Consider the following 24,771-nt stretch of genomic DNA (forward strand, 5'->3'; position numbering starts at 1 on the left):
AAAAATGAACGAACTGACCAATTTCGCGAACCCGATCGCCAAGCCGGAGACCTTCGACGAGATCAAGATCGGCATCGCTTCGCCGGACAAGATCCGCAGCTGGTCCTTCGGCGAGATCAAGAAGCCGGAGACGATCAACTACCGCACGTTCAAGCCTGAGCGTGACGGCCTGTTCTGCGCGCGTATCTTCGGCCCGATCAAGGACTACGAATGCTTGTGCGGCAAGTACAAGCGCATGAAGTACAAGGGAATCGTCTGCGAGAAGTGCGGCGTCGAGGTTACCGTCTCGAAGGTCCGCCGTGAGCGTATGGGCCATATCGAGCTCGCCGCTCCCGTCGCGCACATCTGGTTCCTGAAGTCGCTTCCGAGCCGCATCGGCCTTCTGCTCGACATGCAGCTGAAGCAGCTTGAGCGCGTCCTCTACTTCGAGAGCTACGTGGTGATCGAGCCGGGCCTGACCGCGCTCGAGAAGTACCAGCTCCTGACCGAGGACGAGCTTCTCGCCGCCCAGGACGAATATGGCGAAGACGCCTTCTCGGCCGGCATCGGTGCAGAGGCCGTCAAGCAGATGCTGATGGACCTCGACCTCGAGGGCGAGCGCAAGGCGCTCCTCGAAGAGCTGGCTGTCACCAAGTCCGAGCTGAAGCCGAAGAAGATCATCAAGCGCCTGAAGGTGGTTGAGAGCTTCCTCGAGTCCGGCAACCGCCCCGAGTGGATGATCCTGGAAGTCATTCCGGTCATTCCGCCGGAGCTTCGCCCGCTCGTTCCGCTGGATGGCGGCCGCTTCGCGACGTCGGACCTCAACGACCTCTATCGTCGCGTCATCAACCGTAACAACCGTCTGAAGCGCCTCATGGAGCTGCGCGCGCCGGACATCATCGTCCGCAACGAAAAGCGCATGCTTCAGGAAGCGGTCGACGCTCTGTTCGACAACGGCCGTCGCGGCCGCACGATCACGGGCGCCAACAAGCGTCCGCTGAAGTCGCTGTCCGATATGCTCAAGGGCAAGCAGGGCCGGTTCCGTCAGAACCTGCTCGGCAAGCGCGTCGACTATTCGGGCCGTTCGGTCATCGTGACCGGTCCGGAACTGAAGCTGCACCAGTGCGGCCTGCCGAAGAAGATGGCGCTCGAGCTCTTCAAGCCGTTCATCTACTCGCGCCTCGACGCCAAGGGCCTCAGCATGACGCTGAAGCAGGCGAAGAAGTGGGTCGAGAAAGAGCGCAAGGAGGTCTGGGACATCCTCGACGAAGTGATCCGCGAGCATCCGGTTCTGCTGAACCGCGCGCCGACGCTTCACCGCCTCGGCATTCAGGCGTTCGAGCCGGTTCTGATCGAGGGTAAGGCGATCCAGCTTCACCCGCTGGTCTGCGCCGCGTTCAACGCCGACTTCGACGGCGACCAGATGGCCGTGCACGTTCCGCTGAGCCTCGAGGCCCAGCTGGAAGCGCGCGTCCTGATGATGTCCACCAACAACATCCTGTCGCCCGCCAACGGCAAGCCGATCATCGTTCCGTCGCAGGACATGGTTCTCGGCCTCTACTATCTCAGCCTCGAGAAGGAGGATGAGCCCGGCCAGGGCATGATGCTCAGCGACATGGCCGAGGTCCACCAGGCCCTCGCCGCCGGCGCCGTGACTCTTCACTCGAAGATCATCAGCCGCGTCCCGCAGACGGACGAGCAGGGCAACACCTACATGAAGCGCTTCGAGACGACGGCGGGCCGCATGCTGCTCGGCGAGACGCTCCCGAAGAGCCACAAGGTGCCCTTCGAGACCGTCAACAAGGTGCTGACCAAGAAGGAGATCGGCGACGTCATCGACATCGTCTATCGCCACACCGGCCAGAAGGAGACCGTGCTGTTCGCGGACGCGATCATGCAGCTCGGCTTCCGTCACGCGTTCGCGGCCGGCATTTCGTTCGGCAAGGACGACATGGTCATCCCGCAGGCGAAGGAAGGCCTCGTCGAGGAAACTCGCGCGCTCGTGAAGGATTACGAGCAGCAGTATCAGGACGGCCTGATCACCCAGCAGGAAAAGTACAACAAGGTGATCGACGCCTGGTCGCGTTGCGGTGACCAGGTTGCCAGCGCCATGATGAAGGAGATCCAGGCCACTCCGAAGCGTCCGGACGGACGTCAGGCTGACCTGAACTCGATCTACATGATGGCTCACTCCGGTGCCCGTGGTTCGCAGGCCCAGATCAAGCAGCTCGCGGGTATGCGCGGCCTCATGGCCAAGCCGTCGGGCGAGATCATCGAAACGCCGATCATCTCGAACTTCAAGGAAGGGCTGACCGTCCTTGAGTACTTCAACTCGACCCACGGCGCCCGCAAGGGCCTGGCAGACACGGCCCTCAAGACGGCGAACTCAGGTTACCTGACCCGCCGTCTCGTCGACGTGTCGCAGGACGCCGTGATCATCGAGGAGGATTGCGGCACCGACCGTGCGCTCGAAATGCGGGCGATCGTTCAGGGCGGCGCGGTCATCGCTTCGCTTGGCGACCGCGTGCTGGGCCGTACCTTGGCCGAGGACGTCGTCGATCCGAAGAGCGGTGAAGTCATCATCGCCGAGGGCGAGCTGCTCGACGAGCCGATGGTCGCGAAGATCGAGGAAATCGGTCTTCAGGGCGTGAAGATCCGCAGCCCGCTGGTTTGCGGTGCGAAGCAGGGCGTCTGCGGCAAGTGCTACGGACGTGACCTCGCTCGCGGTACGCCGGTCAATATCGGTGAGGCTGTCGGCGTCATTGCCGCTCAGTCGATCGGTGAGCCGGGCACGCAGCTGACGATGCGGACCTTCCACATCGGCGGCGCGGCGCAGCTCAACGAGCAGTCGAATCTCGAAGCGCCGGTCGACGGCACGATCGAGTTTCGCGACATGCCGACAATTGTCGACCCGCGTGGGCGGCACCTGTCGCTGTCACGCTCGGGTGAGATCGCGATCCTCGACATGGACGGCCGTGAGCTCTCCACGCACCGCGTGCCTTACGGTGCGCACCTGCTGTGCGAGAGCGGCCACATCGTCAGCCGCGGCGATCGTATTGCTGAGTGGGACCCTTCGTTCAGCCCGGTGATCACCGAGAAGGCGGGTACCGTGAAGTACCAGGACCTGATCGAGAACCGGACGATGTCGGAGCAGGTCGACGAGTCGACGGGTATCACGCAGCGCGTGGTCACCGACGACGCGGCGAAGTCGAAAAAGGACACTCCGCACCCGCGCCTCACGCTCACGGGCGACAAGGCGACGGAAGCGGGCGTTTATCGGCTTGCCCCGGGCGCGATCATCGCGGTCGAGGACGGTCAGCATGTCGAAGCCGGCGAAGTGCTCGCTCGTATGCCGCGGGAAGCGGCGCGTACGCGTGACATCACCGGTGGTCTGCCGCGCGTCGCCGAGCTCTTCGAGGCCCGCAAGCCGAAGGAGAATGCGATCATCGCCAAGGTGTCCGGCAAGGTCACTTTCATGCGCGACTACAAGGCGAAGCGTAAGATCGCGATCGTTCCGGACGATGGTTCGGATCCGGTCGAGTATCTCGTGCCGAAGTCGAAGATGATCGAGGTCCAGGAAGGCGATTATGTGAAGCGCGGCGACAACCTCGTCGGCGGTTCGCCTGATCCGCACGACATCCTGGAAGTCCTCGGCGTCGAGGCTCTCGCTGAGTACCTCGTGAGCGAGATCCAGGAAGTCTATCGACTGCAGGGCGTGAAGATCAACGACAAGCACATCGAGGTGATCGTTCGCCAGATGCTGCAGAAGGTCGAGATCACCGACGGCGGCGACACCACGCTGCTGGCGGGCGAGCAGGTCGATCGCGAGGAGATGGACGAGAACAACTCCAAGCTCACCAAGGGCCAGAAGAAGGCCGAAGGTAAGCCGGTGCTGCTCGGCATCACCAAGGCGTCGCTCCAGACCCGCAGCTTCATCTCCGCGGCGTCGTTCCAGGAGACGACCCGCGTGCTGACCGAGGCTGCAGTCCAGGGCAAGGTCGACACGCTCGACGGCCTCAAGGAGAACGTCATCGTCGGCCGCCTGATCCCGGCGGGCACGGGTGCAGGCATGAACCGCCTGCGCGTCGCTGCCTCGTCGCGTGACACGGCCCTGCGCGCGGCTCACCGCCGCATGCAGGAGGCGCTCATCGCTCCGGACTCGGCCGAGGAGCTTCGCGCTGCGGAGCTGGCACGCACGCCGCGTGAAGACACCGGTACTGGTGACGACCCGCTCGCCGAGGTCGTGCCGAGCGGCCATGGCCTCGACGCTGACGCGGGCGACTATCTTCAGGACTGAAGGTAGGCGTTAGGCCCAAAGAATGAGCCCCGCCGGAGCAATCCGGCGGGGCTTTTCTTTTGCCTCGGTTTGACTGCTGCTTAGCAGCGGCCTCCGTGCATCGCGTTTTCGGTGCAGGTGGCTGCCGAATTGACGTCGGCGGCCGCTCCGCGGACCGTGTTGCAGGCGGCGATCCCGAGGGCTCCGCCAATCAACAACACCGTCACAACCTTACGAACCATGATCGATCCTCCCATTAAAGGCCCGGAACGATCATGGCTAACGGCTGTAATTTGTCTAGCAGCTTAACAGTGCTGGCTGCCGTTAATCGCATTCTCGGTGCAGTTTGCGACCGAGTTGACGTCGCGGGCAGCACCGCGGACCGTGTTACAGGCTGCAAGTACAAGTGCCGTGCCGATAAGCAGGCCGGTAGTAACTTTCTGGAACATGTGCGTCCTCCTCTAACGGCAAAGGGTAACGCAGCGGATTGGGAACGGCTCCATTCCGGCGCCGCAATCTGTCGTCGGTCAGACCGCCACTGGCGCCGAGATGTGCGGATGCGGCTCGTAATTCTCGAATACGAAGTCGTCGGACTCGTAATTGAAAAGGTCCTGCCCGCGATCCTTGATGACGAGGCGCGGCAGCGTGCGCAGCTCGCGAGTCAGCTGCAGGCGCGCCTGCTCGAGATGGTTGGAATAAAGATGGCAATCGCCCCCGGTCCACACGAACACGCCCGGCTCCAGGCCGCATTCGCGGGCCAGCATGTGGGTCAGCAGCGCATAGGACGCGATGTTGAACGGCACGCCAAGGAAGACGTCGGCACTGCGCTGATACAGCTGGAGGTTAAGCCTTCCCGCAGCGACCTGCGTCTGGAAGAGGCAGTGGCAGGGCGCGAGGGCCATGCGGTCGATCTCGCCCGGGTTCCAGGCGGTGACGATCTGTCGGCGTGAATAGGGATCGGTGCGGATCAGCTCGATCAAGTTCTTGATCTGGTCGATGTGACGGCCATCTGAGGTCTCCCAGTTACGCCATTGCTTGCCGTAGACCGGGCCGAGATCGCCCTCTTCGTCCGCCCACTCGTCCCAGATGCTGACGTTGCGATCCTTAAGCCAGCGAATGTTGGTGTCGCCACGCAGGAACCACAGCAGCTCGACGATGATCGACCTCAGATGCAGCTTCTTCGTCGTCAGCAGCGGAAAACCCTTCGCCAGATCGAAGCGCATCTGCGCGCCGAAGGTCGACAAAGTGCCTGTCCCGGTGCGGTCCTGCTGCTCGACTCCCTCGTCGAGGATCCTCTGCATGAGGTCGAGATACTGCTGCATGCCGATACCCTAATCGCGGCGCTGCGATCGTCAAAGGAGATTGATCCGCTTTGAATGTTCATTTCGGACACAATTCAAATGGGCGGAGCAACAGCTTGTGCGTAATTGATCCATCATGCGGTACCAGCGTGTCGAACTCCCCCTAAAGCTTGACGGCCTTGCAGCCGCGCGAGATTTCTTGGCCGGGTGCATGGCCGACGAGGACTGCTCACGCGAGAGTCTGTGGGTCGCGCATGTCGACGAAGAGTCCCGATGCGTGCATCTCTCACGGCATCCAGGGGACGAAAGCGGGGCTGAGTTTCCGTTAAGAGAAATCATCGTCGACGCCGCGTTGCATCGAAGCGCAGGCATCCTCCTCGCTCACAATCACCCCAGCGGAGACCCGCGCCCAAGTGACTCCGACTGCCGATCGACACGCCGCCTTGCCACTGCGGCAGAGGCGCTCGACTGCACGATCCTCGATCATCTCATCTTCGCAGGGACGGAATGCACCAGCTTCCGTCAGATCGGTCTATTGTAGGTCCTTGGGTTCCGGACAGGGCACGATCTTGTCAGGTGCAGGCTTCGGCCGAGCGACGCGGAACGACGCGAAGTAGACGTCGCCACTGCTCAACATTCGAAATTTCACCAAATCCATTCCGAGCGCGCCGAACTCACATTTGAGCTGCTCGGGCGGGATGCCGTGCCGCTTCACGGGCCGGTTCGAATCCACCACCACCACCAGGCCATCGGGCTTCACGCCATCGCGGAGGTGCCAGAGGAAGGCGTAGGGCGATTGCACCTCATGATACATGTGGACGAGGAACACGCGGTCGAACGACTGCGCAGGCAGCATCGGATTGTCCGGCGTACCCAGCTTTACCGCGACATTATCGAGTCTCTCCCGCTGGACCCGATCCATGAGGGAATCGCGGACGTTCGGCAGGATGTCCTCTGCGAGCACCCTACCCTTCGCGCCGACAACAGGCGCCAGGCGCACCGTGTAATAGCCCTCGCCCGCCCCAACGTCGGCGACCGACATGCCCGGTTTCAGTTGGGCAAGCTCCATGACCTCTTCGGCCTCGCCCGCGCGATCCCGAGCGTCTTCGGTCGAGAAGGTATCGCCGACGATCGGTGCGACGTCACGCTGTGCATTGGGAAAGTGAGGTGCAGTCGGCTGCGCGCGGCAACCGGCCAGGATGACAAGGGACGTGAGAACAAACGCCCTAATCGACATCCTCTACCTCGACGGTCTCGCCGGTCACGCGCTGCGAGAGGGCCGCGGCCATGAAGCGGTCGAGATCTCCGTCGAGCACGTCGCTAGGCGATGTCGACGTGACGCCGGTGCGGAGGTCTTTGACCAGCTGATAGGGCTGAAGCACGTAGGAACGGATCTGGTGGCCCCAGCCGATGTCGGTCTTGGCGGCATTCGCAGCATTGGCTTCGGCCTCTCGCTTCTGCAGCTCGGCTTCGTAGAGCCTGGCCTTTAGTTGCTTCATGGCCGACGCACGGTTCTTGTGCTGTGAGCGCTCGTTCTGACAGGCGACGACGATGCCGGTCGGAACGTGAGTGATGCGAACCGCGCTGTCTGTCGTGTTGACGTGCTGCCCGCCCGCGCCCGACGCGCGATAGGTGTCGATCCTGAGGTCCTTATCCTCGACCTGAATGTCGATGTCGTCATCGACTTCCGGATAGACCCAGACGCTGGAGAAGCTGGTGTGGCGACGAGCGTTAGCGTCGTACGGGCTGATGCGAACCAGCCGGTGCACGCCGCTTTCGACCTTCAGATTGCCGTAGGCGTTCTCGCCCTTCACCAGGATCGTCGCCGACTTGATGCCGGCCTGCTCGCCCGAGTGATGGTCGATCATTTCGACCTTGAACCCGTGCCGCTCGCCCCAGCGCGTGTACATGCGCAGAAGCATCTCGGCCCAGTCCTGGCTCTCGGTGCCGCCCGCGCCGGCATTCACTTCGACATAGCTGCTGTTCGCGTCAGCTTCACCCGCGAGAAGCGCGGCAACCTTGTCGCGATCGGCGCGCTCGGCAAGCTCGGCCAGGCTGCGGATCCCCTCTTCGACCAAGGCGTCGTCGCCTTCGCTCTCGGCGAGCTCGATCAGCTCGGACGTGTCGGCGAGTTCGCGCTCCAGCGTCTGCGTCGCGCCGATGGCTTCTTCGAGCCGCCGCCGCTCGCGCATCACTTCCTGTGCCGCCTTGGGATTGTCCCAGAGCGTGGAGTCTTCGACCTTGGCGTTCAACTCGTCCAGGCGCTTCAGCGCCCGGTCCCAGTCGAGGAACCGGCGCAGCAGTGCGGTCGCTGCATTGATCTGGTCGATATGTGCCTGCGCTTCGGCGCGCATGTCGTAGAACCCTTGGAAAGCTAACTTGGAGAACAGCCCTATTAGAGGGCGTTCTGTGTTGGCAAGGGCGCTGCAGGCTGGGGCTGCGGAACGGGTTGCGTGACGGTCCTCGCCGGAGCCGCCGCCGCACTGCCGCCACCGGCCTGCCGCTGCTTGATCTCCTGAATCTGTCTAAGACGCTCTTTCAGCGCCTCCTGATAGGCCTGCTGGTTATATGGATCGCCCCCCGAACCGAAGCTGCGGCGCGGCTCGGTCTGGGGCTGGAATGCCTCCCAGATCACCGACGATTTCGGATCTTCCTGCGTCGGGAAGGAGCCGAACACGCGCTTGCCGGACGCGCGGTCGATACGCACCCAGCGGATGCCTGGCGGCGCGACGAACGGCGTCTTCGGCTGGTCCTTCAGCGCGGTCAGTGCCCACTGCTTCCATACCGGCGCTGCAATCCTGCCGCCCTGCGCGGCATGGCCCATCGGCTTCGGCTGGTCATAGCCAAGATAGACGCCGGCAACGATGTCGGGCGTTCCGCCGACGAACCAGACATTGGTCGGACCATTGGTCGTGCCGGTCTTTCCGAACAGCGGCCGGTTGAGATCGCGCAGCACCGTCGCGGTACCGCGCTGAATCACACCTTCCATGATGTGGACCATCTGGAACGCCGCCATCGGGTCGAGCAGCTGCTTGGTCCGGCTCGGCGGGCGCGGCATCGTCTTGCCGTCCCAATCTGCCGCGTTGCAATTTTCCATCAGCGCGCAGCGATTGTCCGAGCGGAAGATGACCTTGCCGTTGCGGTCCTGGACATAATCGATGGTGGTCGGCTTCACCGAGCGGCCCTGGTTGGCGAGGATCGCATAAGCGTTGGTCAGGCGCAGAACGGTCGTGTCGCCGGCGCCCAGCGCGAACGACAGATAATTGCCGTAGTCGCCGACGCCGAGCTTGCGCGCGGTATCGGTGATCTTGGCCATGCCGACCGTGGATGCCGCACGGACCGTCATGAGGTTACGCGACTGCTCGACACCCCACCGCATCGTGTGCGGCCCTGCCGACCGGCGGTCGAAGTTGACGAAGCATTTGTTGCCGAGGCCCGCGCCCTGCCAGACGCAGAATGGCGCGTCCTCTTCGATGGTCGCGGGCGTGAAGCCGTTCTCGAGCGCCGTCACGTAGACGATCGGCTTGAAAGCAGAGCCGGGCTGACGGAGCGCCTGGACGGCACGGTTGTAGCTTGAACCGACAACGTCGAACCCACCCTGCATTGCGAGGACACGGCCCGTGTGGACTTCCTCGACCAGCATGCCGCCCGAAATCTGCGGAGCCGACTTCAGCTGCCATGAGCCCGGCGCAGCCTCTTTCACGATAATGACCATGCCGGGTCTAAGGGAATCGAAAGCGACGCCGCCCTCACCGCGCACTGGGACCGAGGCGCCCGAGGCCGGCAGGTTCCCCCGCGAACCATTCGAGAAGCCGATCGTCGCGTCGCTACTGGTCTTCGTCAGCACGACTGCCTTTTTCCAGTCAGGATAGCCGGTGCCGACCGGCGTCCGGTCCAACTGGCCTGCCCAATCCCCATTGAGGTCGATGCTCTTGCCGAGATCCTTCCAGCTCGTGCCGCCGCCGAACTTGATTAGTCCATCGCGAAGCGCCTGCGCCGCGGCATCCTGCATCATCGGGTTCATCGACGAACGAACCCATAGTCCGCCCGCGTAAAGGCTGTTCGGCCCGTCGTCGGCGCCTTCGCCAAACTGCTTGATCAACTCGCGGCGCACTTCTTCCATGAAGTAGCCGCCCTGCTGCTGGAACTTCTCATTGCTGCCGTAGCGGATGGTACCGAGCGGCGTCGCCGCGGCTGACTTCCACTGGTCTTCGGAGATGTAGCCATTCCGGTACATCTCCCGCAGCACATAATTGCGGCGGTCGAGCGCTTTCTGCGTCGCGCGAACGGGGTCGTAGTTGGACGGCGCCTTCGGAAGCACCGCCAGATAGGCGGCTTCCGGCAGCGTCAGCTCATTCACGTCCTTGTCGAAATAGGCGCGGGCTGCGGCCTGGATGCCGTAGGCGTTGCGGCCGAGGAAGATCGAGTTGAGATAGATCTCGAGGATCTGTTCCTTGCTCAGCGTCGATTCCAGACGGAAGGCGAGGATCGCCTCACGCGCCTTGCGGCCGACGTTGTAGCTCGAATCCTTTAGCAGATATTTGGCGACCTGCTGGGTGATGGTCGACCCGCCCTTCGCGCGGCCGCCGCCGGTGACCGATTTAAAGGCGAAATCGGCAACCGCGCCAATCAGGCCCGGGACGTCGATGCCGTGATGCTGGAAGAAGTTCTTATCTTCCGCCGAGATGAAGGCGTGGACGACCAGCGGCGGGATCTCGTCATAGGCCAGCTCGACCCGGCGCTCTCGGGCGAATGTCTGAACCGGCGTTCCGTCATAGCCGCGGACGTTGGTCGGCAGCGGCGGCTGATAGGCAAGCAACGTCTGGGACGAAGGCAGGCCGCTGGCGAAATAGATCCACATGGCGGCGAACAGGGCAAACCCGGTCGCAATCGCGTAGGTGATCCAGCGAATCCAGCGGCGTGCCCACCAGGGATCGAGCCGATCGCGCACCCTCTGATTGAAGGCGACGAAATCGGGCAGCGGCCACTGGGGAACGTTCAGGCGCTCGAACTTCATTCGTTGACGCGTCTAGCCTGTTCGATTGCCACCGAAAAGTGATTAACGGCGTGCGTGCGCAGCAACGTCTGCTTCGATTGCCTGCGCCAACGCCAGCGCGATGTCGGAACGATGCTTCGGATCGCGCAGAAGCACTTCGTCATCCACGTTGCTGAGATAGCCGGCCTCGAACAAGACGGCCGGCGTCCCTGCCCTCCGAAGCACATGGAATGCGGCAAAGCGGTGCGGCTCCGGCCGAAGCTCAAATCGACCCGCCGCCCGTTTAACGAAACGCGATGCCAGGTCAGCCGACGCACTCATCTGCGATCGCATGCCCAGCTCCGACAGGATCGAGTCGACCGAGCCGTTGCTTTGACCGATGTCGAGCCCGGCATTCTGCTTGGCAGCCAGTTGCGCAGCCTCGGCGTCCGAAGCGATGTCGGACAGGGAATAGACGCTCGCGCCGCGAGCCAGCGGATTTGGCGCGCTATCCATGTGCAGCGACACGAACATCGCGGCTTCGAGCCTTCGCGCTACTGCCGCTCTGTCGTCGAGCGTCAGATAATCGTCGCCGTCACGGGTCAGCGCGACCCTGACGCGGCCGCGCTCTACCAATTTGTCCCTAAGGTCGCGCGCCAGAGCCAGGGTGAGGTCCTTCTCGGCGGCCCCTCCGGACACGCTCCGAGCGCCCGGGTCGCGGCCGCCGTGACCCGCGTCGATCACGACGATCGGGCGGCCCTGCGCTGTCGGAGCGCCATAAATTCGGTCGTTCACGGGCGGCGGTAGATCGACCGTCAGGCTGGCCTGGCGCCCCTCCCCTGCTGTCGCGACCCCATCGTCGGCAGACGCAGCTCCGCTGCGGCTCGAAGCAACGGCGACGCTCAGCGCCACAAGCGCGACCAGAGTCGCCGCTCCGCCTGCAACAGCCGTCCTTTTGGTCACTGAAAAATTCACGAAGCTTCGCCAGTCCCTTGAGCCGAGCCCAACCTATCACGCCATTCTGGTTAAAGCGAAATTTAGCCTATGGCAGTTCGGCGATCGTGCCACCATATCGAAGATGCGTTGCGGCGCAGCAACGGTTGCGGCGCATCGGTCGGGATGCTAACCCGAATGCGATCTCCGGTATCCGGAGAATCTATGCCGCGACCAGTGCAAGCGTCCGCGGCGGTCTACGAGGTTGACGCTGTAATGATGCCACAGAACGCTTTCTTGCCGATCTCCAGCGAGACGGCAGACGCGTTCCCTGCGCCGAGACGCGCGATGGTCCATTCAGCAGAAGCGCTTTCAAACAATATCGCCACCGCCTTCGGCTCCAGTCGAGCCGGCGTGGCCACAATCATCGCGCGCCGCCGGCAGAGCCGGATGCACAGGCGCGCACGGAGACTATTCAATGTCCATGCGCATGCTGATCGACGCGCGCCACCCGGAGGAGACCCGGGTCGCAGTCGTCAAGGGAAACCGGATCGAGGAATTTGATTTCGAGTCCGCCGAGCACAAGCAGCTCAAAGGAAATATCTATCTAGCCAAGGTAACCAGGGTCGAACCGTCGCTTCAGGCGGCGTTCGTAGACTATGGCGGAAACCGCCACGGCTTCCTGGCTTTCAGCGAAATCCACCCGGATTATTATCAGATCCCGAAGGCCGATCGCGAGGCGCTGCTCCGTGAGGAAGCCGAGCACGCAGCCGAGGAAGAGCGGCTCCGCGCCGCTGAGCTGGACGCGGAATACGAGTCCGATGAGGAAGTCGTCGAGAGCGACGAAGAAGCTTCGGAGGTATCCGAGGACGAAAATGGGGAAGGCGGCGAAGGGCCGGCAGAGGCCGGCACGGGCTCAAACCGCTCACCGGTGGATGAATCCGCGGCGGACGAGTTGCGCAAGAAGCGTCAGGCGCTGCGCCGCCGCTACAAGATTCAGGACGTCATCCAGCGCCGTCAGGTGCTGCTCGTTCAGGTCGTGAAGGAAGAGCGTGGCAACAAGGGTGCTGCGCTGACCACCTATCTCAGCCTCGCCGGCCGCTATTGCGTGCTGATGCCGAACACGAGCCACGGCGGCGGCATTTCCCGAAAGATCTCGAACGGTGCCGACCGCAAGCGCCTGAAGTCGATCATGACCGACCTCAAGCTGCCGTCGACCATGGGTTTGATCGTGCGCACCGCTGGCCTGTCGCGCACCAAGGTCGAGATCAAGCGCGACTTCGATTATCTCGCGCGTCTGTGGGACGAGATCCGCGAGCGGACGCTCGGAAGCACCGCCCCTGCCCTGATCTATCGGGACAGCGACCTCATCAAGCGGGCGATCCGCGACCTCTATCACCGCGACATCGAGGAAGTGATCGTCGAGGGCGAGGAAGGCTACAAAGCCGCCCGAGGCTTCATGAAGCTGCTGATGCCGAGCCACGTACGGCGGGTGAAGGTCCACACCGAGACCACGCCCTTGTTCCAGCGCTACGGTGTCGAGGACCAGCTCAGCGCCATGTACCAGCCGGTCGTCCAGTTGAAGTCGGGCGGCTACCTGGTCATCAATCCGACCGAAGCGCTGGTCTCAATCGACATTAACTCCGGGCGTTCGACCCGCGAGCACAACATCGAGCAGACGGCCTACAACACGAACCTCGAAGCCGCGCAGGAAATCGCGCGGCAGCTGAGGCTGCGCGACATGGCCGGCCTCGTCGTCATCGACTTCATCGACATGGAACAGAACAGCCATGTCAGGAAGGTCGAGAAGGCGATGAAGGAGGCGCTCAAGAACGACCGCGCCCGCATCCAGGTCGGCCGCATCTCCAGCTTTGGCCTGATGGAAATGAGCCGCCAGCGACTACGCACCGGCGTACTCGAGGCATCGACCAAGGCCTGCCCGCACTGCGAAGGCACCGGCCTGATGCGCACCGCCGCTTCGGCGGGCCTCTCAGCGCTTCGCATGATTGAGGACGAGTCCGCGCGTGGCCGTGGCGAGAAGGTATGCCTGCGCGCTGGCCGCGAGGCTGCCGTCTATGTGCTCAACAAGAAGCGTGCAGAGCTCGCGGATATCGAACAGCGCTACGGTGTTTCCATCGAGATCCTGATCGACGAGAGCTTCGAGGGCGCTCGGATGACCGTCGACAGCTCCGGACCGCGTCCGGTGGTTGCGCCGCGACCGGTGCAGGAACCAACGCCGATCGAGGAGGATCTCGAAGAGATCGAAGCGCTCGACGAAGAGCTGGATGAGGAAGAAGAGGCCGAGGACAGGACTGAGCGCTCCGAAGAGCGTCAGGGCCGTCGCCGTCGTCGCCGGCGCCGCGGTGGCCGCGGACGCCGCCGGGAAGGCGAAGCGCAGCAGGAAGGCGGCGCCGAGGGCGAGGACGAGCAGCCGGCCGTGGCCGAAAGCGAGGAAGCCGTCGCTACCGTCGAGGCAGAAGCGACGGAGGATGAGGCCCCGAGCCGCGGCCGCCGTCGTCGCCGCCGCAAGGCTGGCGGTGCGGACGCTGAAGCTGTCGAGCCGAGCGAGGCTTCGGTCGAGCCGGACAGCTCGCCGATGGTCGAGCGCCCGATCGACGAAGAGCCGCCGATCGCAGAGACCCAGCCTGCCAAGGAAGCGAAGCCGAAGCGTCGCCGCTCGAAGAAGACTGAGGCGGCAGCCGAAGTTGCCGTGCCGGAGCCCGCTCCAGCTGAGGCCCCGCCGGCCGAAACCGCAGTCGAGGAAGCTGCTCCCGCCAAGCCGGCGCGCAAGCGCCGCACCAAGGCGGCTGCCGCACCAGCTCCTGCTGAGGAGGAAGCGCCCGCACCGGCTCCAGAGCCTGCGGCCGTCCCTGCGGCCAACAACGATACGGCCGAGGAAGATGACGGCGAGCCGCGCCGCGGCTGGTGGCAGCGCACGTTCGGCTGAGCCGGACGGGCGTTGAACCCCGCCTTTTCATGGTTGGTTCAGGCGAAAAAATGGTAAGCGACCGGTGATGAGCTCGCCGGTCGCCCGCTTCGCGCGCCTCTTCATGATGGCGCTGCTGCTCGCTCTGTCCGTCACGCCGCCGGCAACGGCGCAAGGCGATTCAGGACCTCAGGTCCTCCGCGACACCGAGACCGAGCTGCTGTTCAAGCAGATGTCGCGGCCGCTGATCGTTGCTGCTGGGCTCGACCCGAACAGCGTCAACGTTGTCCTGCTCAACGATCCCGAGATCAACGCCTTCGTCGCACAGGGCCAGACGGTCTATCTCCAGACGGGCCTGCTGCTGGCTGCAGACAATATCAACCAGGTCCAGGGCGTCGTCGCTCACGAGCTTGGCCACGTGGTCGCCGGCGACTCTATCCGGGCCGAAAGCGGCGCCAAGCAGGCGACCGGAATCAGCATCCTGTCGCTCGTGCTCGCCGCTGCAGCCGCTGCCGCTGGTGCTGGCGAGGCAGCGATGGGCGTCCTGATGGCGGGTCAGCGCGCCGCCGTCGGTAACCTGATGGCCTTCACCCGCGTCCAGGAGGCGACTGCCGACGCATCCGCGGCACGCTTCCTCTCGAAGGCGGGCGTCAACGGCAAGGGGATGCTCGATTTCTTCGGCAAGCTTCAGAATTACGAGTACCGGCTGGCGATCTACTCCAAGGACAGCTTCGACCGCGACCACCCGCTGAACTCCGAGCGGATCCAGGCCCTTGAGCAGAAGCTGAAAGCGGATCCCGCCTGGGGCAAGCCGACCGATCCCAAGCTTGAGGCCAGCTTCCAGCGGGTGAAAGGCAAGCTCTTGGGTTACGTCGACCCCCGGCAGGCGGTGACGAAATATCCGGAGAGCGACCAGAGCGTGCCCGCTCACTATGCGCGTGCTTACGCTTATCACTTAGGCGGCTATCCGGCGAAGGCGCAGTCCGAAGCCGACGCATTGCTCAAGACCGATCCGCATGACCCCTTCTTCCTCGAGCTCAAAGGCCAAATCCTGCTCGAGGATGGGAAGCCCAACGATGCGATCCCGATATTGCGCGAGGCCGTCGACCGCTCAGGCGATGCGCCGATGATCGCGGCGATGCTCGGTCATGCCTTGGTCGCGACCGAGGACCCGAAGAACTTCACCGAAGCCAAGCAGATCCTGAAGGTCGCCGTGAACAAGGACAATCAGGACCCGTTCGCCTGGTATCAGCTCGGCATCATTTACGACCACGAGGGCGACGAGGCTCGGGCACAGCTCGCGACGGCCGAGCGCAACAATCTGGAGGGCAATCCGAAGCTGGCGCTGGCAAGCGCCCAGATCGCGATGCAGGGTATTCCCGCCGGAACGCCCGACTGGCTTCGGGCGCAGGACATTGCCATGGTGTCGAAGACCGAATTGGCGAAAAAGAAGAAAGACAGAGACTAGTGAACGACACCACAGCGGCGCCGCCCAGGCGGGGAAATTTCGGGGCGGCGATCGCAGGGGGGCTCATCGGCGCGCTTCTGACAGCTGCGCTCCTGATCTTCGCAGCACCCGATTTCCTGGCCAGCCGCATCGTCCGCCAAGGCCTTCTGTCCGACCCGGCCATCCTCACAGACGCCGCCGACGCCCTGCATGACGCGCAATATGCGCCGATCCTCGCAGCGAACCGCGCTGACATCGAGACGCCCTTCGCGAGCTCCTGGCGCGGTGCCGCCAAGCCCGAAGTCACGCTCGTTGAATTTTTCGACTACGCCTGCCCTTACTGCAAGGCGAGCAATCCGCACGTCGACCGCCTGCTCAAGGAAGATAAAGGCCTGCGCGTCGTCTATCGCGAGCTTCCGATCCTGGGTCCCGATAGCCTGACCTCAGCGCGCCTGTCGCTCGAAGCTTCGAAGCTCGGGCGCTTCGCACAATTCCACGACACGCTCTGGGCGGCCGGCCGTCCCTCCCCCGAAACCAACGCGCGCGCTGCGCAGGCGGCGGGGATCGCGCCGACGCCCCAGAACGATCCGCAGGCAGAGGAAGAGCTGAAGCGCAACTTCTCCCTCGCGAGCAAGCTCGGCGCGACGGGCACGCCGCTGTTCATCGTTGGCGACAAGGTGTTGAACGGCGCAGTCGGCTACGACGCGCTCAAACAGGCGATCGAGCAGGCTCGCAAGAAGGCCTGACCGACCCTCAGGAACAAGGTTCACGGCAGGCCGTTACCGCCGCGCTCGAAAAAGGAGCGCGTATCATGTTGATGGTCGAAACGGAGCTTCGTCCCAGCGATATTCATGGGATCGGCGTGTTCCTGCTCGAGGACGTGAAGAAGGGCCAACTCATCTGGCGGTTCGACAGCCGCATCGACCGCATATTTTCCGACGCCGAGCTTCAGGAGATGCCGGAGCAGCTGCGCGACTTCCTGATGACCTATTCGACCTTTCAGCAGGAGTCTGGCCTGTGGGTCCTGTGCGGCGACAACGGGCGGCACTTCAATCATTCCGACTGGCCGAACACCATCTCAATGGGGATCGCTTTCGGAGACGATATCGCGGCCGAGGACCTTCCTGCAGGTACGGAGCTTACGACCGATTATAACACCATCTGCGATGCGATCCGGACCCGCGGTGCGTCCTATCTGGGCAAAAGCAATGGCGGATCGCGGCCCGCCGCTGTCGCCTAGACTTCACCCTTGAAGCCCTGGGCCACGACGTACCATTCGCTGGAATCCTTGCGGCTTGCGGGCGGCTTGGCGTGCTTCACGCTCGTGAAGTTTCGCTTCAGCTCGGCGACCAAATCATTGTCGGCGCCGCCGGCAAGCACCTTCGCCACATAGGCGCCGCCCGGCCGAAGCACCTCGCGAGCGAACTCCAGGCCGGCCTCGACCAACGCCATCGTGCGCAGGTGGTCCGTCTGCTGATGTCCCACGGTATTCGCGGCCATGTCCGATAGGACGAGGTCGGCCGGGCCGCCCAAGGCGTCGCGAAGCTTTTCGGGCGCGGTGTCGTCCATGAAATCCATCTGGAGGATGGTCACCCCGTCGATCGGGTCCGTCGGAAGCAGGTCGATCCCGACGACATTCGACTGCGTAGAGCGACGCCTCACGACCTGGCTCCAGCCTCCCGGCGCGATCCCAAGGTCGACCACCGACTTCACGCCCTTCAGCAAGCCGAACCGCTCGTCGAGCTCAAGGAGCTTGTAGGCCGCGCGGCTTCGATAATTCTCTGCCTTGGCTCGCTTGACGTAGGGATCGTTGAGTTGCCGCTCCAGCCAGCGTGTCGACGAGACTTTGCGGCCCTTGGCGGTCCGGATCCGCTTCACAACTGCCAGCCGTCGCGGGCCATCAGCGAGCGCAGGATTCCTTCGCGGATGCCGCGGTCGGCGATTCCCAGATTCTTCGCCGGCCAGATTTCCATGATCGCTTCGAGGATGGCGCAGCCAGCGACCACCAGATCGGCGCGCTCACTGCCTATGCACGGCAGGCCCGAGCGCTCGTCATAATCCATCGTGGCGATCATCGTGCTGATCTTCTGCATCGCCTCAATGGGAACGTGCAGCCCGTCGACGGCACGCCGATCATAGGCAGGAAGGGCGAGATGGACGCTGGCAAGTGTAGTCACCGTTCCACTCGTCCCCAGCAGGCGGATGCCTTCCCTCCCCTCAGGCAGCAAAGTCGCGAAATTGGCAAATGCACGCCGCGCACGCTCGCGCATGCGCTTATAGGCCAGCAGCCGGTCCGGGCCTTCGAGCGCTTCCTTGCCCTCGCTCTCGGTCAACGAGACGACGCCCCACGGCGCGCTCCACCATGCGCGAATCTGGGTATGCCCCTGCTCCTGATCGATCAGCACAAGCTCGGTCGACCCGCCGCCGATATCGAAGATCAGCGCCGGCCCATCGCCTGGCTCCAGCAGCTTGTGGCAGCCGAGCACGGCGAGACGCGCTTCTTCAGCAGGCTCGATGATGTCGAGAACGATGCCCGTCTCTTCCCGCACACGTTCCGCGAACTCGAAACCATTCTTGGCGCGGCGGCAGGCCTCGGTAGCCACAGAGCGCGTCAGGGAGACGTTGCGGCGACGCAGCTTATCAGCGCAGATCGCCAAAGCGCCCACCGCACGGTCCATTGCATCGTCGGACAAAGTACCGCTGCGCGACAGCCCCTCGCCCAACCGCACAATACGCGAAAAGGCATCGATGACGGTGAAGCCGCCTTCACTCGGCCGGGCGATCAGCAGGCGACAATTGTTCGTGCCGAGATCGATGGCACCATAGGTGTGACGGTGCGGATCCCGCTTCAACTGCGGTTTTGAATTTGATGGCCCGCCCGACGCAACATAGTTCTGTTGCGGGGCCGGCGCACTGGCGACTCCCTGCGCCATTACACGCCCGTTCTTCTGCACCGCGCGGATTACGCGGCTGACTTGATCGTGGTTAAATCACAAGATGTGGGTGCGGGGCAAGTTCAGAGGTTAGTTTGGCGCCGTTGACACCCAGCGGCCGCATTCGTATCTCGCGCCCTCCGTCGCACACCGGCGTTGCCCCGTCGTCTAATGGTAAGACTACGGACTCTGACTCCGTCAATCGTGGTTCGAATCCACGCGGGGCATCCATTAAAAAGCTCCTAAGCAATTGAAATTGTTTAGGAAAGGCTGTGAGTCAAGTTAGTTGCTCCCTCATTCGCTCCCCCATCGGGTTTGCGGAGCCACCGTCGCCGGGAACTTGGTAATGTCCGCTTTCGACCCATTGCGGACATTAGGCACGTCCTGTGCCGAAGCTTGCTCGAGCGCGCGGCGAGCGTTCGATGGCGTGTGTCACGCAATCTGATTCACTTAGATTACAGACAGGAACTCTGCATCCTCGTCTCTGTAAAGACACGATGCAGCGAAGGATCGCACGAGGGCTATGACAGGCGTCGATGATGTCCTGATCACGGCTGAGCTAGGGAGCCGACCCTCACGGACCCCCAACCACGAAGCGGAGAACAGAGCGCTCGGGCTTCTGGCCGAGGAGATGACCACCAATCCCCGGGGCGTGCTCCACAAATGCGCCGAACTTGTGTTGGAGCTATGCCATGCGGATTCGGCTGGCATCAGCGTTCTGGAGCCTGGCGGCATTATCCGCTGGCACGCCGCAGCAGGGGCGATTGCGGCCAACCTTCATGCCACGATGACCCAGGAGGCGAGCCCCTGTGGAATGGTCATGGAACGCAACTGCGTCCTTCTGTTCCAGGAAGCGGGACGGTCCTTTCCCGCCGTCCTGGAGGTCCGGCCACGCATCTACGAGAACCTGCTCGCTCCCTGGCATGTGAAGGGCAACCCGGTCGGCACCATCTGGGCCATCAAGCACACGCCTGAGGGACGGTTCGATGCAGAGGATGCGCGCGTTCTCCAAAGCCTCGCCCGCTTCGCCGCAGCCGCATCCCAGATGGCCTCGGCCCTCGACGAGGCCGCAACGGAACGGGCAGAACTGGAGCAGCGCACCACCGCCTTGCACGAGACCCAGGGGCGGCTCCAGGCAGCCATAGAGCTCGTCGGTTTATCGCCGTACACCTGGAATCCGCTCACGGGGGCGCTTGATTGGGATGCCGGGCTCAAGGCGATGTGGGGGCTGCCCCCTGATGCTCATGTCGACAAGAATGTGTTTCTGGCGGCAATCCACCCCGAAGATCGACCTCGTGTCGAGGCTGCCATCGCCGAGTGCATCGATCCTGCTGGTTCTGGTCTCTACTCCATCGAATACCGCGTCATCGGGATCGAGGATGGGATCGAGCGCTGGGTTTTCTCCCGTGGCCGAACCGCATTCAAAGACGGTCAGCCGGTACTGTTCACTGGAGCTGTGCTCGACGTAACGACACGCAAGCGCGCCGAGGAATCGCTGCGCGAGAGCGAAGGCCGTGCGCGGCTGCTACTCACCGAGCTTCAGCACCGCGTCCGCAACATCCTCGCGATGATCCGCTCCGTTATGACAAGGACCGCAAGCGAGGACATGAGCGCGTTCGACTACGCGCAACACCTGTCCGCGAGGCTGGAGGCCATGGCCCGCACGCAATCCATTCTCTCCCGTCGCCCCGGCGAAGGAGTCGAGATCGAGGGTATTGTCCGAGAAGAGCTACTGGCTCACGCGGCGGACGAGGATCGTCTGGGGCCTGAAGGCCCAGCCATCCTGTTGTGGCCCAAGGCTGCCGAAGTGCTCAAACTGGCTGTGCATGAGCTGGCTACGAACTCCATCAAGTACGGAGCACTCGGCGAAAATGGAGAACTGAGCATCAGTTGGGACAGCGAAGTGCGAGATGGGGAAAAATGGGTGAGGCTTCTTTGGGAAGAGCCCGGGGCCCAAGCGAGCGGTTCGACCGCCCGGCAAGGCTTCGGAACTGAGCTGATCACCAGGCGGGTCCCTTATGAGCTGGAAGGGAGTGGCACGATCGAGTTCGGTCCGAAAGGAATGACGGCCACGATCGCATTCCCGCTAAGATCCACCGGGAGCATCCTCGAGTCCGCATCCGCCGCAGATCAGGACCGGCGGGTATGAGCTGGAGTGATCTGGTTGGCAGACGTATCCTGGTGCTTGAGGACGACTTCTACCTTGCGAGCGATACCCAGAACTGGCTCGAAAGCGCAGGCGCAAAGGTGCTCGGTCCGACCAGAAGCATCGACAAAGCACTCGACTTCCTGAGTAACGAGCGCATCGACGGCGCGCTGGTCGACATCAATCTCGGCAGTGGTCCGTCATTCGCAGTGTCTGAGGCGCTTCAAGAACGTGGTGTGCCGTTCGCGTTTGTCACCGGCTATGACGAAGAGGTCATCCCAGATGATTTCAACTCTGCACCGCGGCTGCAGAAGCCAGTGAAGGAGCAGGCCCTCATTGCTGCCGTGGTGAGCCTCCTTAAGCTGTGAGCTCTCTCCAGCTAATGTCCGCTTTCCACCCATTGCGGACGTTAGGCCAGTGCCTAATCACTTCATCATTCCAGCACTCCGGAGCGCATCCTCGATGGTCTTCTGAACGGCTCCCGCTTGATTAGCCCACTCGCCGGCATCGTACTGTGGGAGGCGGGGCTCCGCATCATGAACTAGTCGAGATCTGGAGCGGCTCTCGACAGGGTCATCCAGGACGATGCCCCAGAAGCGGGAGATGAGGCGGGTGGAGGATATGCCTGCCTCAAGCATGAATGGCGCGACTTTTTCGCCATGCCGGGTGCCAAATGTGTCCAGAGGCGTTCCGTGGCCGAGACCGGCAATGCTGTATTCCTCGATCACATCGCGGCCCTTTGAGTCCACCCACACGCGATGAGCGTGTCCGTGCACCAGATCAGACCTGGCAGGCTTCTTGGGCGCGCCGTGAACCGACCTCCATTGTTCGACCAGTGCCGATGCATTGGATTGGTCTACGGTCTGATCAGCGCTTCCATGCCAAACCGATAAGATGGGCCACTTGTCGTTATGGGACGACGCCGCTCTCACCAAGTCTGCCAGCGCTGTCGGACGGGGGCCCCCATATCCGCGCATTCGGTCAAACGCCTCAGGAACCGAGTGCGCAACACCGAACGGCAATCCCGCGATCACTGCACCGCCAGCGAAAACCTCCGGATAGGTCGCGAGCATGGCAGCTGCCATCGCACCCCCAGCCGACAAGCCAGTAACAAAGACGAGCCGAGGGTCCGTTTCATATCGGCCCTGCACACTCTCGATCATCTGTCGGACCGACAGGGCCTCACCCTTTTCGCGTGCTGCATCCTCGGGCGAGAACCAGTTGAAGCAAAGGTTGGGATTGTTGACCCGCTGCTGCTCTGGATAGAGCAGTAGAAAGCCATGTTGCTCCGCGAGCCGTGACCAGCCGGAGCTCTCATCGTAGCCCGCCACGTTCTGCGTGCATCCATGGAGAACGACCACGAGCGCGGCTCCCGGCCCGGCACTTTCAGGTACGTATATCCAGGCTCTGAGTTGCCCGGGGTTCGATCCAAAGCCACCGAAGGGCCTCAGGCGTTTGCTGGTGGCCGAATGTTGGGGCAACCCGCTGGACATCCGCCTCAGGCGGAAAAGAGTGTCGGACAGGCTACGCACAGGCAAACTCCGTAAGAACGATGACAGCGTCGGAATTTTGCTGCACTGCACAATATGGCCCCTGTCCCGGGCGTATCAATGCTCAGGCCGCGATATCTGGTCGCTGAAATTCCGCATTCCAAACAAAGATTGCTTTGACGTTAGCCGAGGAACACCACGAAGCTTCAAGCGCTTGGTCATGTGAGCGGGCGGCTCATCGCTCCGCGCATTCCCCACAGGAGAATTTATGAGCGAGCGTATCGCATCGGCCGTGTTCGACAGTAGCGCAGAGGCCAAACGTGCCATGACCGAGCTTCGCTCGGCGGGTATCGAACAGAAGTGCATTTCCATCGTCGGCCGCCACGGCGGGCAGGACAATGTTGAGGGGGATGACGGGATGAACGACAGTGGCACTGTCAAGGGCGCGCTTGGCGGCGCGGTCGTCGGCGGTCTACTCGGCGTAGCCGCCCTTGCGATCCCAGGCGTCGGCCCGCTGGCCGCAGCCGGGGCGATCGCCTCAGGGGCTATTCCCGGAGCGGCGGCGATCGGCGCGGGCGCGGGTGCGGTTACTGGCGGCCTCGCAGGAATGTTTACTCACCACGGCGTCAGTGAGGAGGATGCGAACTACTATGAGAGCCACATTAACGACGGCGGCGTCTTCCTGTCGGTCGACGCGGACCAATCGAGCGTTCCGATGGAAACCGCGCAGGAAATCCTACTGCGCAACGGCGGCCACAATTCGACGCAGGCGCGCACCGCGGCAATATAAATGAGCTTTGACGAGGAGGGTTCACCTCCTGTTACCTACAAGGCCCGCGTCGTTCATTCGGCGCGGGCTTTTCGCAATCTGCAGTTCGCTGCGTCTCTAGTGGGGTCTCCGCCTTCGACCCAAGCCGGACTTCCTCAGAAGTCCGCACAATATCATCGTGGCAGAGCGAACCATCCCCCAATAACCTGCTTGAACACCCATTCTTCGCTAGCAACGGGCACCAAAGCGTATTGAATCGGCAGGAGCTGATGCTCGTTGCGGGACGGCAGCCGGTTCCGCGCGGGCCAATCGAGAATGCCGTTGGGAAAGCGAATTTTTACTGTTTTCATTTGGTCGTAGTGTCCTGTCGAAGGGATCTTGGAGCCGACGATCGGGACCAACGCGGAGGAAGCGACGCGGACTGCCCGCCCAGGGTATGAGTTTATGAGGAGCGCACGCTCTCAATACCGGCAACGTGGCAGATTGGGTGGCAAGCGCCAAAGGATGGACACGTTCTGCACACTCGGGCGTCCCATGCCTCCTTCGCCCTTCCTGAACACGCCTCTAATCCGAACTTTCGCGCCATCGTCCCCCAGCCGGAAGCCGGGCACATCCCGCCAGCGCACAAGGACCGAATTGGCCATCGAAGAGCAATTCTCCCTTAGGCTCGCGGAATCCGTGTCAGCGCTGACCACACCCTCCACCTCGACCGGGCGACCGATCCAGTTGCTTGGATCTCTTTTCAATTGCTCGATTGAAACAGTCGTGAACGCGCTTGGGGGCGTGGGTTGGGCGCAGCCGGCCAGCGATAGGACGGCCACGACGAGTGCGCTCGACCAGAGAAGTCGAAGGCGAGTTAGCATCGGTGGGTGCGGCCCTTTAATTATGCACTCAAGCAAACGCGAACCCGAGAGCCGAGCCAATAACAATCGCCGTGAGAACGAACGGAAGCGCAGTGCGCCAATTGAACTTGATTGCCTGTTCCATGATCGAAAAGCTTTCGTGCTAGAGGTTCGCCTCAACTTGAGGCGGTTGATCGTACAAGGTAGAAAGTCTCGGTGTTGAAGCCGGGCTTTGGGTTCGCAGAAAAACTTCAGCGTCTCGCATCGTAACAAACGACCGCTCGACCGAATTTCCTTCCCGGTCCGTCAGGACGACGATGTAGGGAGTTTCGGAGTCCGAGCAGTGCCTTATGCGAACTGCTCTCATACGAACCCGACCTCCTTCGTTATCCCACCTTTGCATCGCGACGCTCATCTCAAGCTCTTCCGCCGCAGATGCGAAGACTGAGAAGTGCCTCGGCCTAGGTGTCCGCTTGGATTCCATGGGCGCATCTCCTCGTCGGCTGACCATGGGCGGTCACACCGAGGCTAAGAGGCGCTAAGGATGGAGGGAAACGCTGAGGCGTTTAGAACCGTCGATCTCGACTGGTAGCTGTGAGGACATACGCCGTCGGGACGAGAATAGATAGGGCGCCGCCGCTTCCGTGAACCATCGCCCGTCAGTCTCTCGGTCGGTCAACCGCTCTGCTGAACGGCCTTTCACTTCTCGAAGTTGTTTCGTCCGCACCGGAACGTCCGGTTTAACCCGACGCGG

20 protein-coding genes and 1 tRNA gene are annotated in these 24,771 nt (G+C 62.8%); 10 read left to right on the forward strand and 11 right to left on the reverse strand.

Annotation, left to right across the window (positions count from 1 at the left end; genetic code table 11):
• The first annotated feature begins 4 nt into the window (after window positions 1-4).
• Window positions 5-4,276, forward strand: coding sequence for a DNA-directed RNA polymerase subunit beta' (gene rpoC, locus AC4GYV_RS09845; protein WP_491100537.1), 4,272 nt, complete (start codon window positions 5-7; stop codon window positions 4,274-4,276).
• Window positions 4,277-4,356: 80 nt separating this feature from the next.
• Here rpoC and AC4GYV_RS09850 read toward each other — a convergent pair whose 3' ends face one another.
• The 3 genes from AC4GYV_RS09850 to AC4GYV_RS09860 all read right to left on the reverse strand — a co-directional run bounded on the left by AC4GYV_RS09850 (window position 4,357) and on the right by AC4GYV_RS09860 (window position 5,577).
• Window positions 4,357-4,497 (reverse strand): entericidin A/B family lipoprotein, encoded by a 141-nt coding sequence (locus AC4GYV_RS09850; RefSeq protein ID WP_491100538.1) that lies wholly within the window; start codon window positions 4,495-4,497, stop codon window positions 4,357-4,359.
• Window positions 4,498-4,560: 63 nt separating this feature from the next.
• Entirely contained in the window at window positions 4,561-4,704 is a 144-nt protein-coding gene (locus tag AC4GYV_RS09855) for an entericidin A/B family lipoprotein (RefSeq protein WP_491100539.1), read from the reverse strand.
• Window positions 4,705-4,782: 78 nt separating this feature from the next.
• Window positions 4,783-5,577: a thymidylate synthase gene (locus tag AC4GYV_RS09860; RefSeq protein ID WP_491100540.1), complete on the reverse strand. Its 795-nt coding sequence runs from the start codon at window positions 5,575-5,577 to the stop codon at window positions 4,783-4,785.
• 115 nt (window positions 5,578-5,692) lie between these two features.
• Here AC4GYV_RS09860 and AC4GYV_RS09865 point away from each other — a divergent pair, with 115 nt between their 5' ends.
• Window positions 5,693-6,097: a JAB domain-containing protein gene (locus AC4GYV_RS09865; protein WP_491100541.1), complete on the forward strand. Its 405-nt coding sequence runs from the start codon at window positions 5,693-5,695 to the stop codon at window positions 6,095-6,097.
• Here the strand turns inward: AC4GYV_RS09865 and AC4GYV_RS09870 are convergent.
• From AC4GYV_RS09870 to AC4GYV_RS09890, 5 genes are all read right to left on the reverse strand, one after another.
• On the reverse strand, window positions 6,089-6,793 hold the full coding sequence (locus AC4GYV_RS09870) for a methyltransferase domain-containing protein (protein ID WP_491100542.1): 705 nt from the start codon (window positions 6,791-6,793) through the stop codon (window positions 6,089-6,091). The two genes, AC4GYV_RS09865 and AC4GYV_RS09870, sit on opposite strands and share 9 nt — an antisense overlap.
• The gene (gene prfB / locus AC4GYV_RS09875) at window positions 6,783-7,910 is read right to left on the reverse strand and encodes a peptide chain release factor 2 (protein ID WP_491100543.1); all 1,128 of its coding nucleotides are present in this window, start codon (window positions 7,908-7,910) and stop codon (window positions 6,783-6,785) included. Before prfB ends, AC4GYV_RS09870 begins: the two co-directional genes overlap by 11 nt.
• Before the next feature lie 41 nt (window positions 7,911-7,951).
• Window positions 7,952-10,573, reverse strand: a complete 2,622-nt coding sequence (locus tag AC4GYV_RS09880) for a penicillin-binding protein 1A (RefSeq protein ID WP_491100544.1) — start codon at window positions 10,571-10,573, stop codon at window positions 7,952-7,954.
• A 42-nt stretch (window positions 10,574-10,615) separates the two neighbouring features.
• Window positions 10,616-11,494: an N-acetylmuramoyl-L-alanine amidase family protein gene (locus tag AC4GYV_RS09885; protein WP_491100545.1), complete on the reverse strand. Its 879-nt coding sequence runs from the start codon at window positions 11,492-11,494 to the stop codon at window positions 10,616-10,618.
• 227 nt (window positions 11,495-11,721) lie between these two features.
• Window positions 11,722-11,892, reverse strand: coding sequence for a hypothetical protein (locus tag AC4GYV_RS09890; protein ID WP_491100546.1), 171 nt, complete (start codon window positions 11,890-11,892; stop codon window positions 11,722-11,724).
• 50 nt (window positions 11,893-11,942) lie between these two features.
• On the opposite strand from AC4GYV_RS09890, the gene AC4GYV_RS09895 reads away from it, so the two are divergent.
• The 4 genes from AC4GYV_RS09895 (at window position 11,943) to AC4GYV_RS09910 (ending at window position 17,077) form a co-directional block, all read left to right on the forward strand.
• Entirely contained in the window at window positions 11,943-14,411 is a 2,469-nt protein-coding gene (locus AC4GYV_RS09895) for an Rne/Rng family ribonuclease (RefSeq protein WP_491100547.1), read from the forward strand.
• 67 nt (window positions 14,412-14,478) lie between these two features.
• Entirely contained in the window at window positions 14,479-15,858 is a 1,380-nt protein-coding gene (locus AC4GYV_RS09900) for a M48 family metalloprotease (RefSeq protein WP_491100548.1), read from the forward strand.
• Complete coding sequence (locus tag AC4GYV_RS09905) at window positions 15,858-16,583, forward strand: DsbA family protein (RefSeq protein WP_491100549.1); 726 nt, start codon at window positions 15,858-15,860, stop codon at window positions 16,581-16,583. Before AC4GYV_RS09900 ends, AC4GYV_RS09905 begins: the two co-directional genes overlap by 1 nt.
• Before the next feature lie 65 nt (window positions 16,584-16,648).
• A complete protein-coding gene (locus AC4GYV_RS09910) occupies window positions 16,649-17,077 on the forward strand; it encodes an SET domain-containing protein (protein WP_491100550.1) in 429 nt (142 codons plus the stop codon).
• On the opposite strand, the gene AC4GYV_RS09915 is transcribed toward AC4GYV_RS09910, so the two are convergent.
• Entirely contained in the window at window positions 17,074-17,724 is a 651-nt protein-coding gene (locus AC4GYV_RS09915; protein WP_491101581.1) for an RlmE family RNA methyltransferase, read from the reverse strand. The two genes, AC4GYV_RS09910 and AC4GYV_RS09915, sit on opposite strands and share 4 nt — an antisense overlap.
• On the reverse strand, window positions 17,712-18,770 hold the full coding sequence (locus AC4GYV_RS09920) for a Ppx/GppA phosphatase family protein (protein WP_491100551.1): 1,059 nt from the start codon (window positions 18,768-18,770) through the stop codon (window positions 17,712-17,714). Before AC4GYV_RS09920 ends, AC4GYV_RS09915 begins: the two co-directional genes overlap by 13 nt.
• A 157-nt stretch (window positions 18,771-18,927) precedes the next feature.
• Here AC4GYV_RS09920 and AC4GYV_RS09925 point away from each other — a divergent pair.
• The 3 genes from AC4GYV_RS09925 (at window position 18,928) to AC4GYV_RS09935 (ending at window position 21,284) form a co-directional block, all read left to right on the forward strand.
• Window positions 18,928-19,001: transfer RNA gene (locus AC4GYV_RS09925), tRNA-Gln, on the forward strand.
• Between the two features lie 400 nt (window positions 19,002-19,401).
• A complete protein-coding gene (locus tag AC4GYV_RS09930; RefSeq protein WP_491100552.1) occupies window positions 19,402-20,919 on the forward strand; it encodes a sensor histidine kinase in 1,518 nt (505 codons plus the stop codon).
• Complete coding sequence (locus AC4GYV_RS09935) at window positions 20,916-21,284, forward strand: response regulator (protein WP_491100553.1); 369 nt, start codon at window positions 20,916-20,918, stop codon at window positions 21,282-21,284. The genes AC4GYV_RS09930 and AC4GYV_RS09935 overlap by 4 nt, the downstream gene beginning before the upstream one ends.
• A 57-nt stretch (window positions 21,285-21,341) precedes the next feature.
• Here the strand turns inward: AC4GYV_RS09935 and AC4GYV_RS09940 are convergent, their stop codons facing one another.
• On the reverse strand, window positions 21,342-22,409 hold the full coding sequence (locus AC4GYV_RS09940; RefSeq protein WP_491101582.1) for an extracellular catalytic domain type 1 short-chain-length polyhydroxyalkanoate depolymerase: 1,068 nt from the start codon (window positions 22,407-22,409) through the stop codon (window positions 21,342-21,344).
• A gap of 265 nt (window positions 22,410-22,674) precedes the next feature.
• On the opposite strand from AC4GYV_RS09940, the gene AC4GYV_RS09945 reads away from it, so the two are divergent.
• A complete protein-coding gene (locus tag AC4GYV_RS09945; RefSeq protein ID WP_491100554.1) occupies window positions 22,675-23,196 on the forward strand; it encodes a hypothetical protein in 522 nt (173 codons plus the stop codon).
• Window positions 23,197-24,771: the final 1,575 nt, after the last annotated feature.

The sequence above is a fragment of the Sphingomonas sp. SP4 genome, from assembly GCF_058313375.1.

Coding starts and splice junctions, on each gene's coding strand:
- rpoC (WP_491100537.1), top strand. CDS start 5: ATGAACGAACTGACCAATTTCGCGAACCCGATCGCCAAGCCGGAGACC.
- AC4GYV_RS09850 (WP_491100538.1), bottom strand. CDS start 4,497: ATGGTTCGTAAGGTTGTGACGGTGTTGTTGATTGGCGGAGCCCTCGGG.
- AC4GYV_RS09855 (WP_491100539.1), bottom strand. CDS start 4,704: ATGTTCCAGAAAGTTACTACCGGCCTGCTTATCGGCACGGCACTTGTA.
- AC4GYV_RS09860 (WP_491100540.1), bottom strand. CDS start 5,577: ATGCAGCAGTATCTCGACCTCATGCAGAGGATCCTCGACGAGGGAGTC.
- AC4GYV_RS09865 (WP_491100541.1), top strand. CDS start 5,693: ATGCGGTACCAGCGTGTCGAACTCCCCCTAAAGCTTGACGGCCTTGCA.
- AC4GYV_RS09870 (WP_491100542.1), bottom strand. CDS start 6,793: ATGTCGATTAGGGCGTTTGTTCTCACGTCCCTTGTCATCCTGGCCGGT.
- prfB (WP_491100543.1), bottom strand. CDS start 7,910: ATGCGCGCCGAAGCGCAGGCACATATCGACCAGATCAATGCAGCGACC.
- AC4GYV_RS09880 (WP_491100544.1), bottom strand. CDS start 10,573: ATGAAGTTCGAGCGCCTGAACGTTCCCCAGTGGCCGCTGCCCGATTTC.
- AC4GYV_RS09890 (WP_491100546.1), bottom strand. CDS start 11,892: ATGATTGTGGCCACGCCGGCTCGACTGGAGCCGAAGGCGGTGGCGATA.
- AC4GYV_RS09895 (WP_491100547.1), top strand. CDS start 11,943: ATGTCCATGCGCATGCTGATCGACGCGCGCCACCCGGAGGAGACCCGG.
- AC4GYV_RS09900 (WP_491100548.1), top strand. CDS start 14,479: ATGAGCTCGCCGGTCGCCCGCTTCGCGCGCCTCTTCATGATGGCGCTG.
- AC4GYV_RS09910 (WP_491100550.1), top strand. CDS start 16,649: ATGTTGATGGTCGAAACGGAGCTTCGTCCCAGCGATATTCATGGGATC.
- AC4GYV_RS09920 (WP_491100551.1), bottom strand. CDS start 18,770: ATGGCGCAGGGAGTCGCCAGTGCGCCGGCCCCGCAACAGAACTATGTT.
- AC4GYV_RS09930 (WP_491100552.1), top strand. CDS start 19,402: ATGACCACCAATCCCCGGGGCGTGCTCCACAAATGCGCCGAACTTGTG.
- AC4GYV_RS09935 (WP_491100553.1), top strand. CDS start 20,916: ATGAGCTGGAGTGATCTGGTTGGCAGACGTATCCTGGTGCTTGAGGAC.
- AC4GYV_RS09940 (WP_491101582.1), bottom strand. CDS start 22,409: ATGTCCAGCGGGTTGCCCCAACATTCGGCCACCAGCAAACGCCTGAGG.
- AC4GYV_RS09945 (WP_491100554.1), top strand. CDS start 22,675: ATGAGCGAGCGTATCGCATCGGCCGTGTTCGACAGTAGCGCAGAGGCC.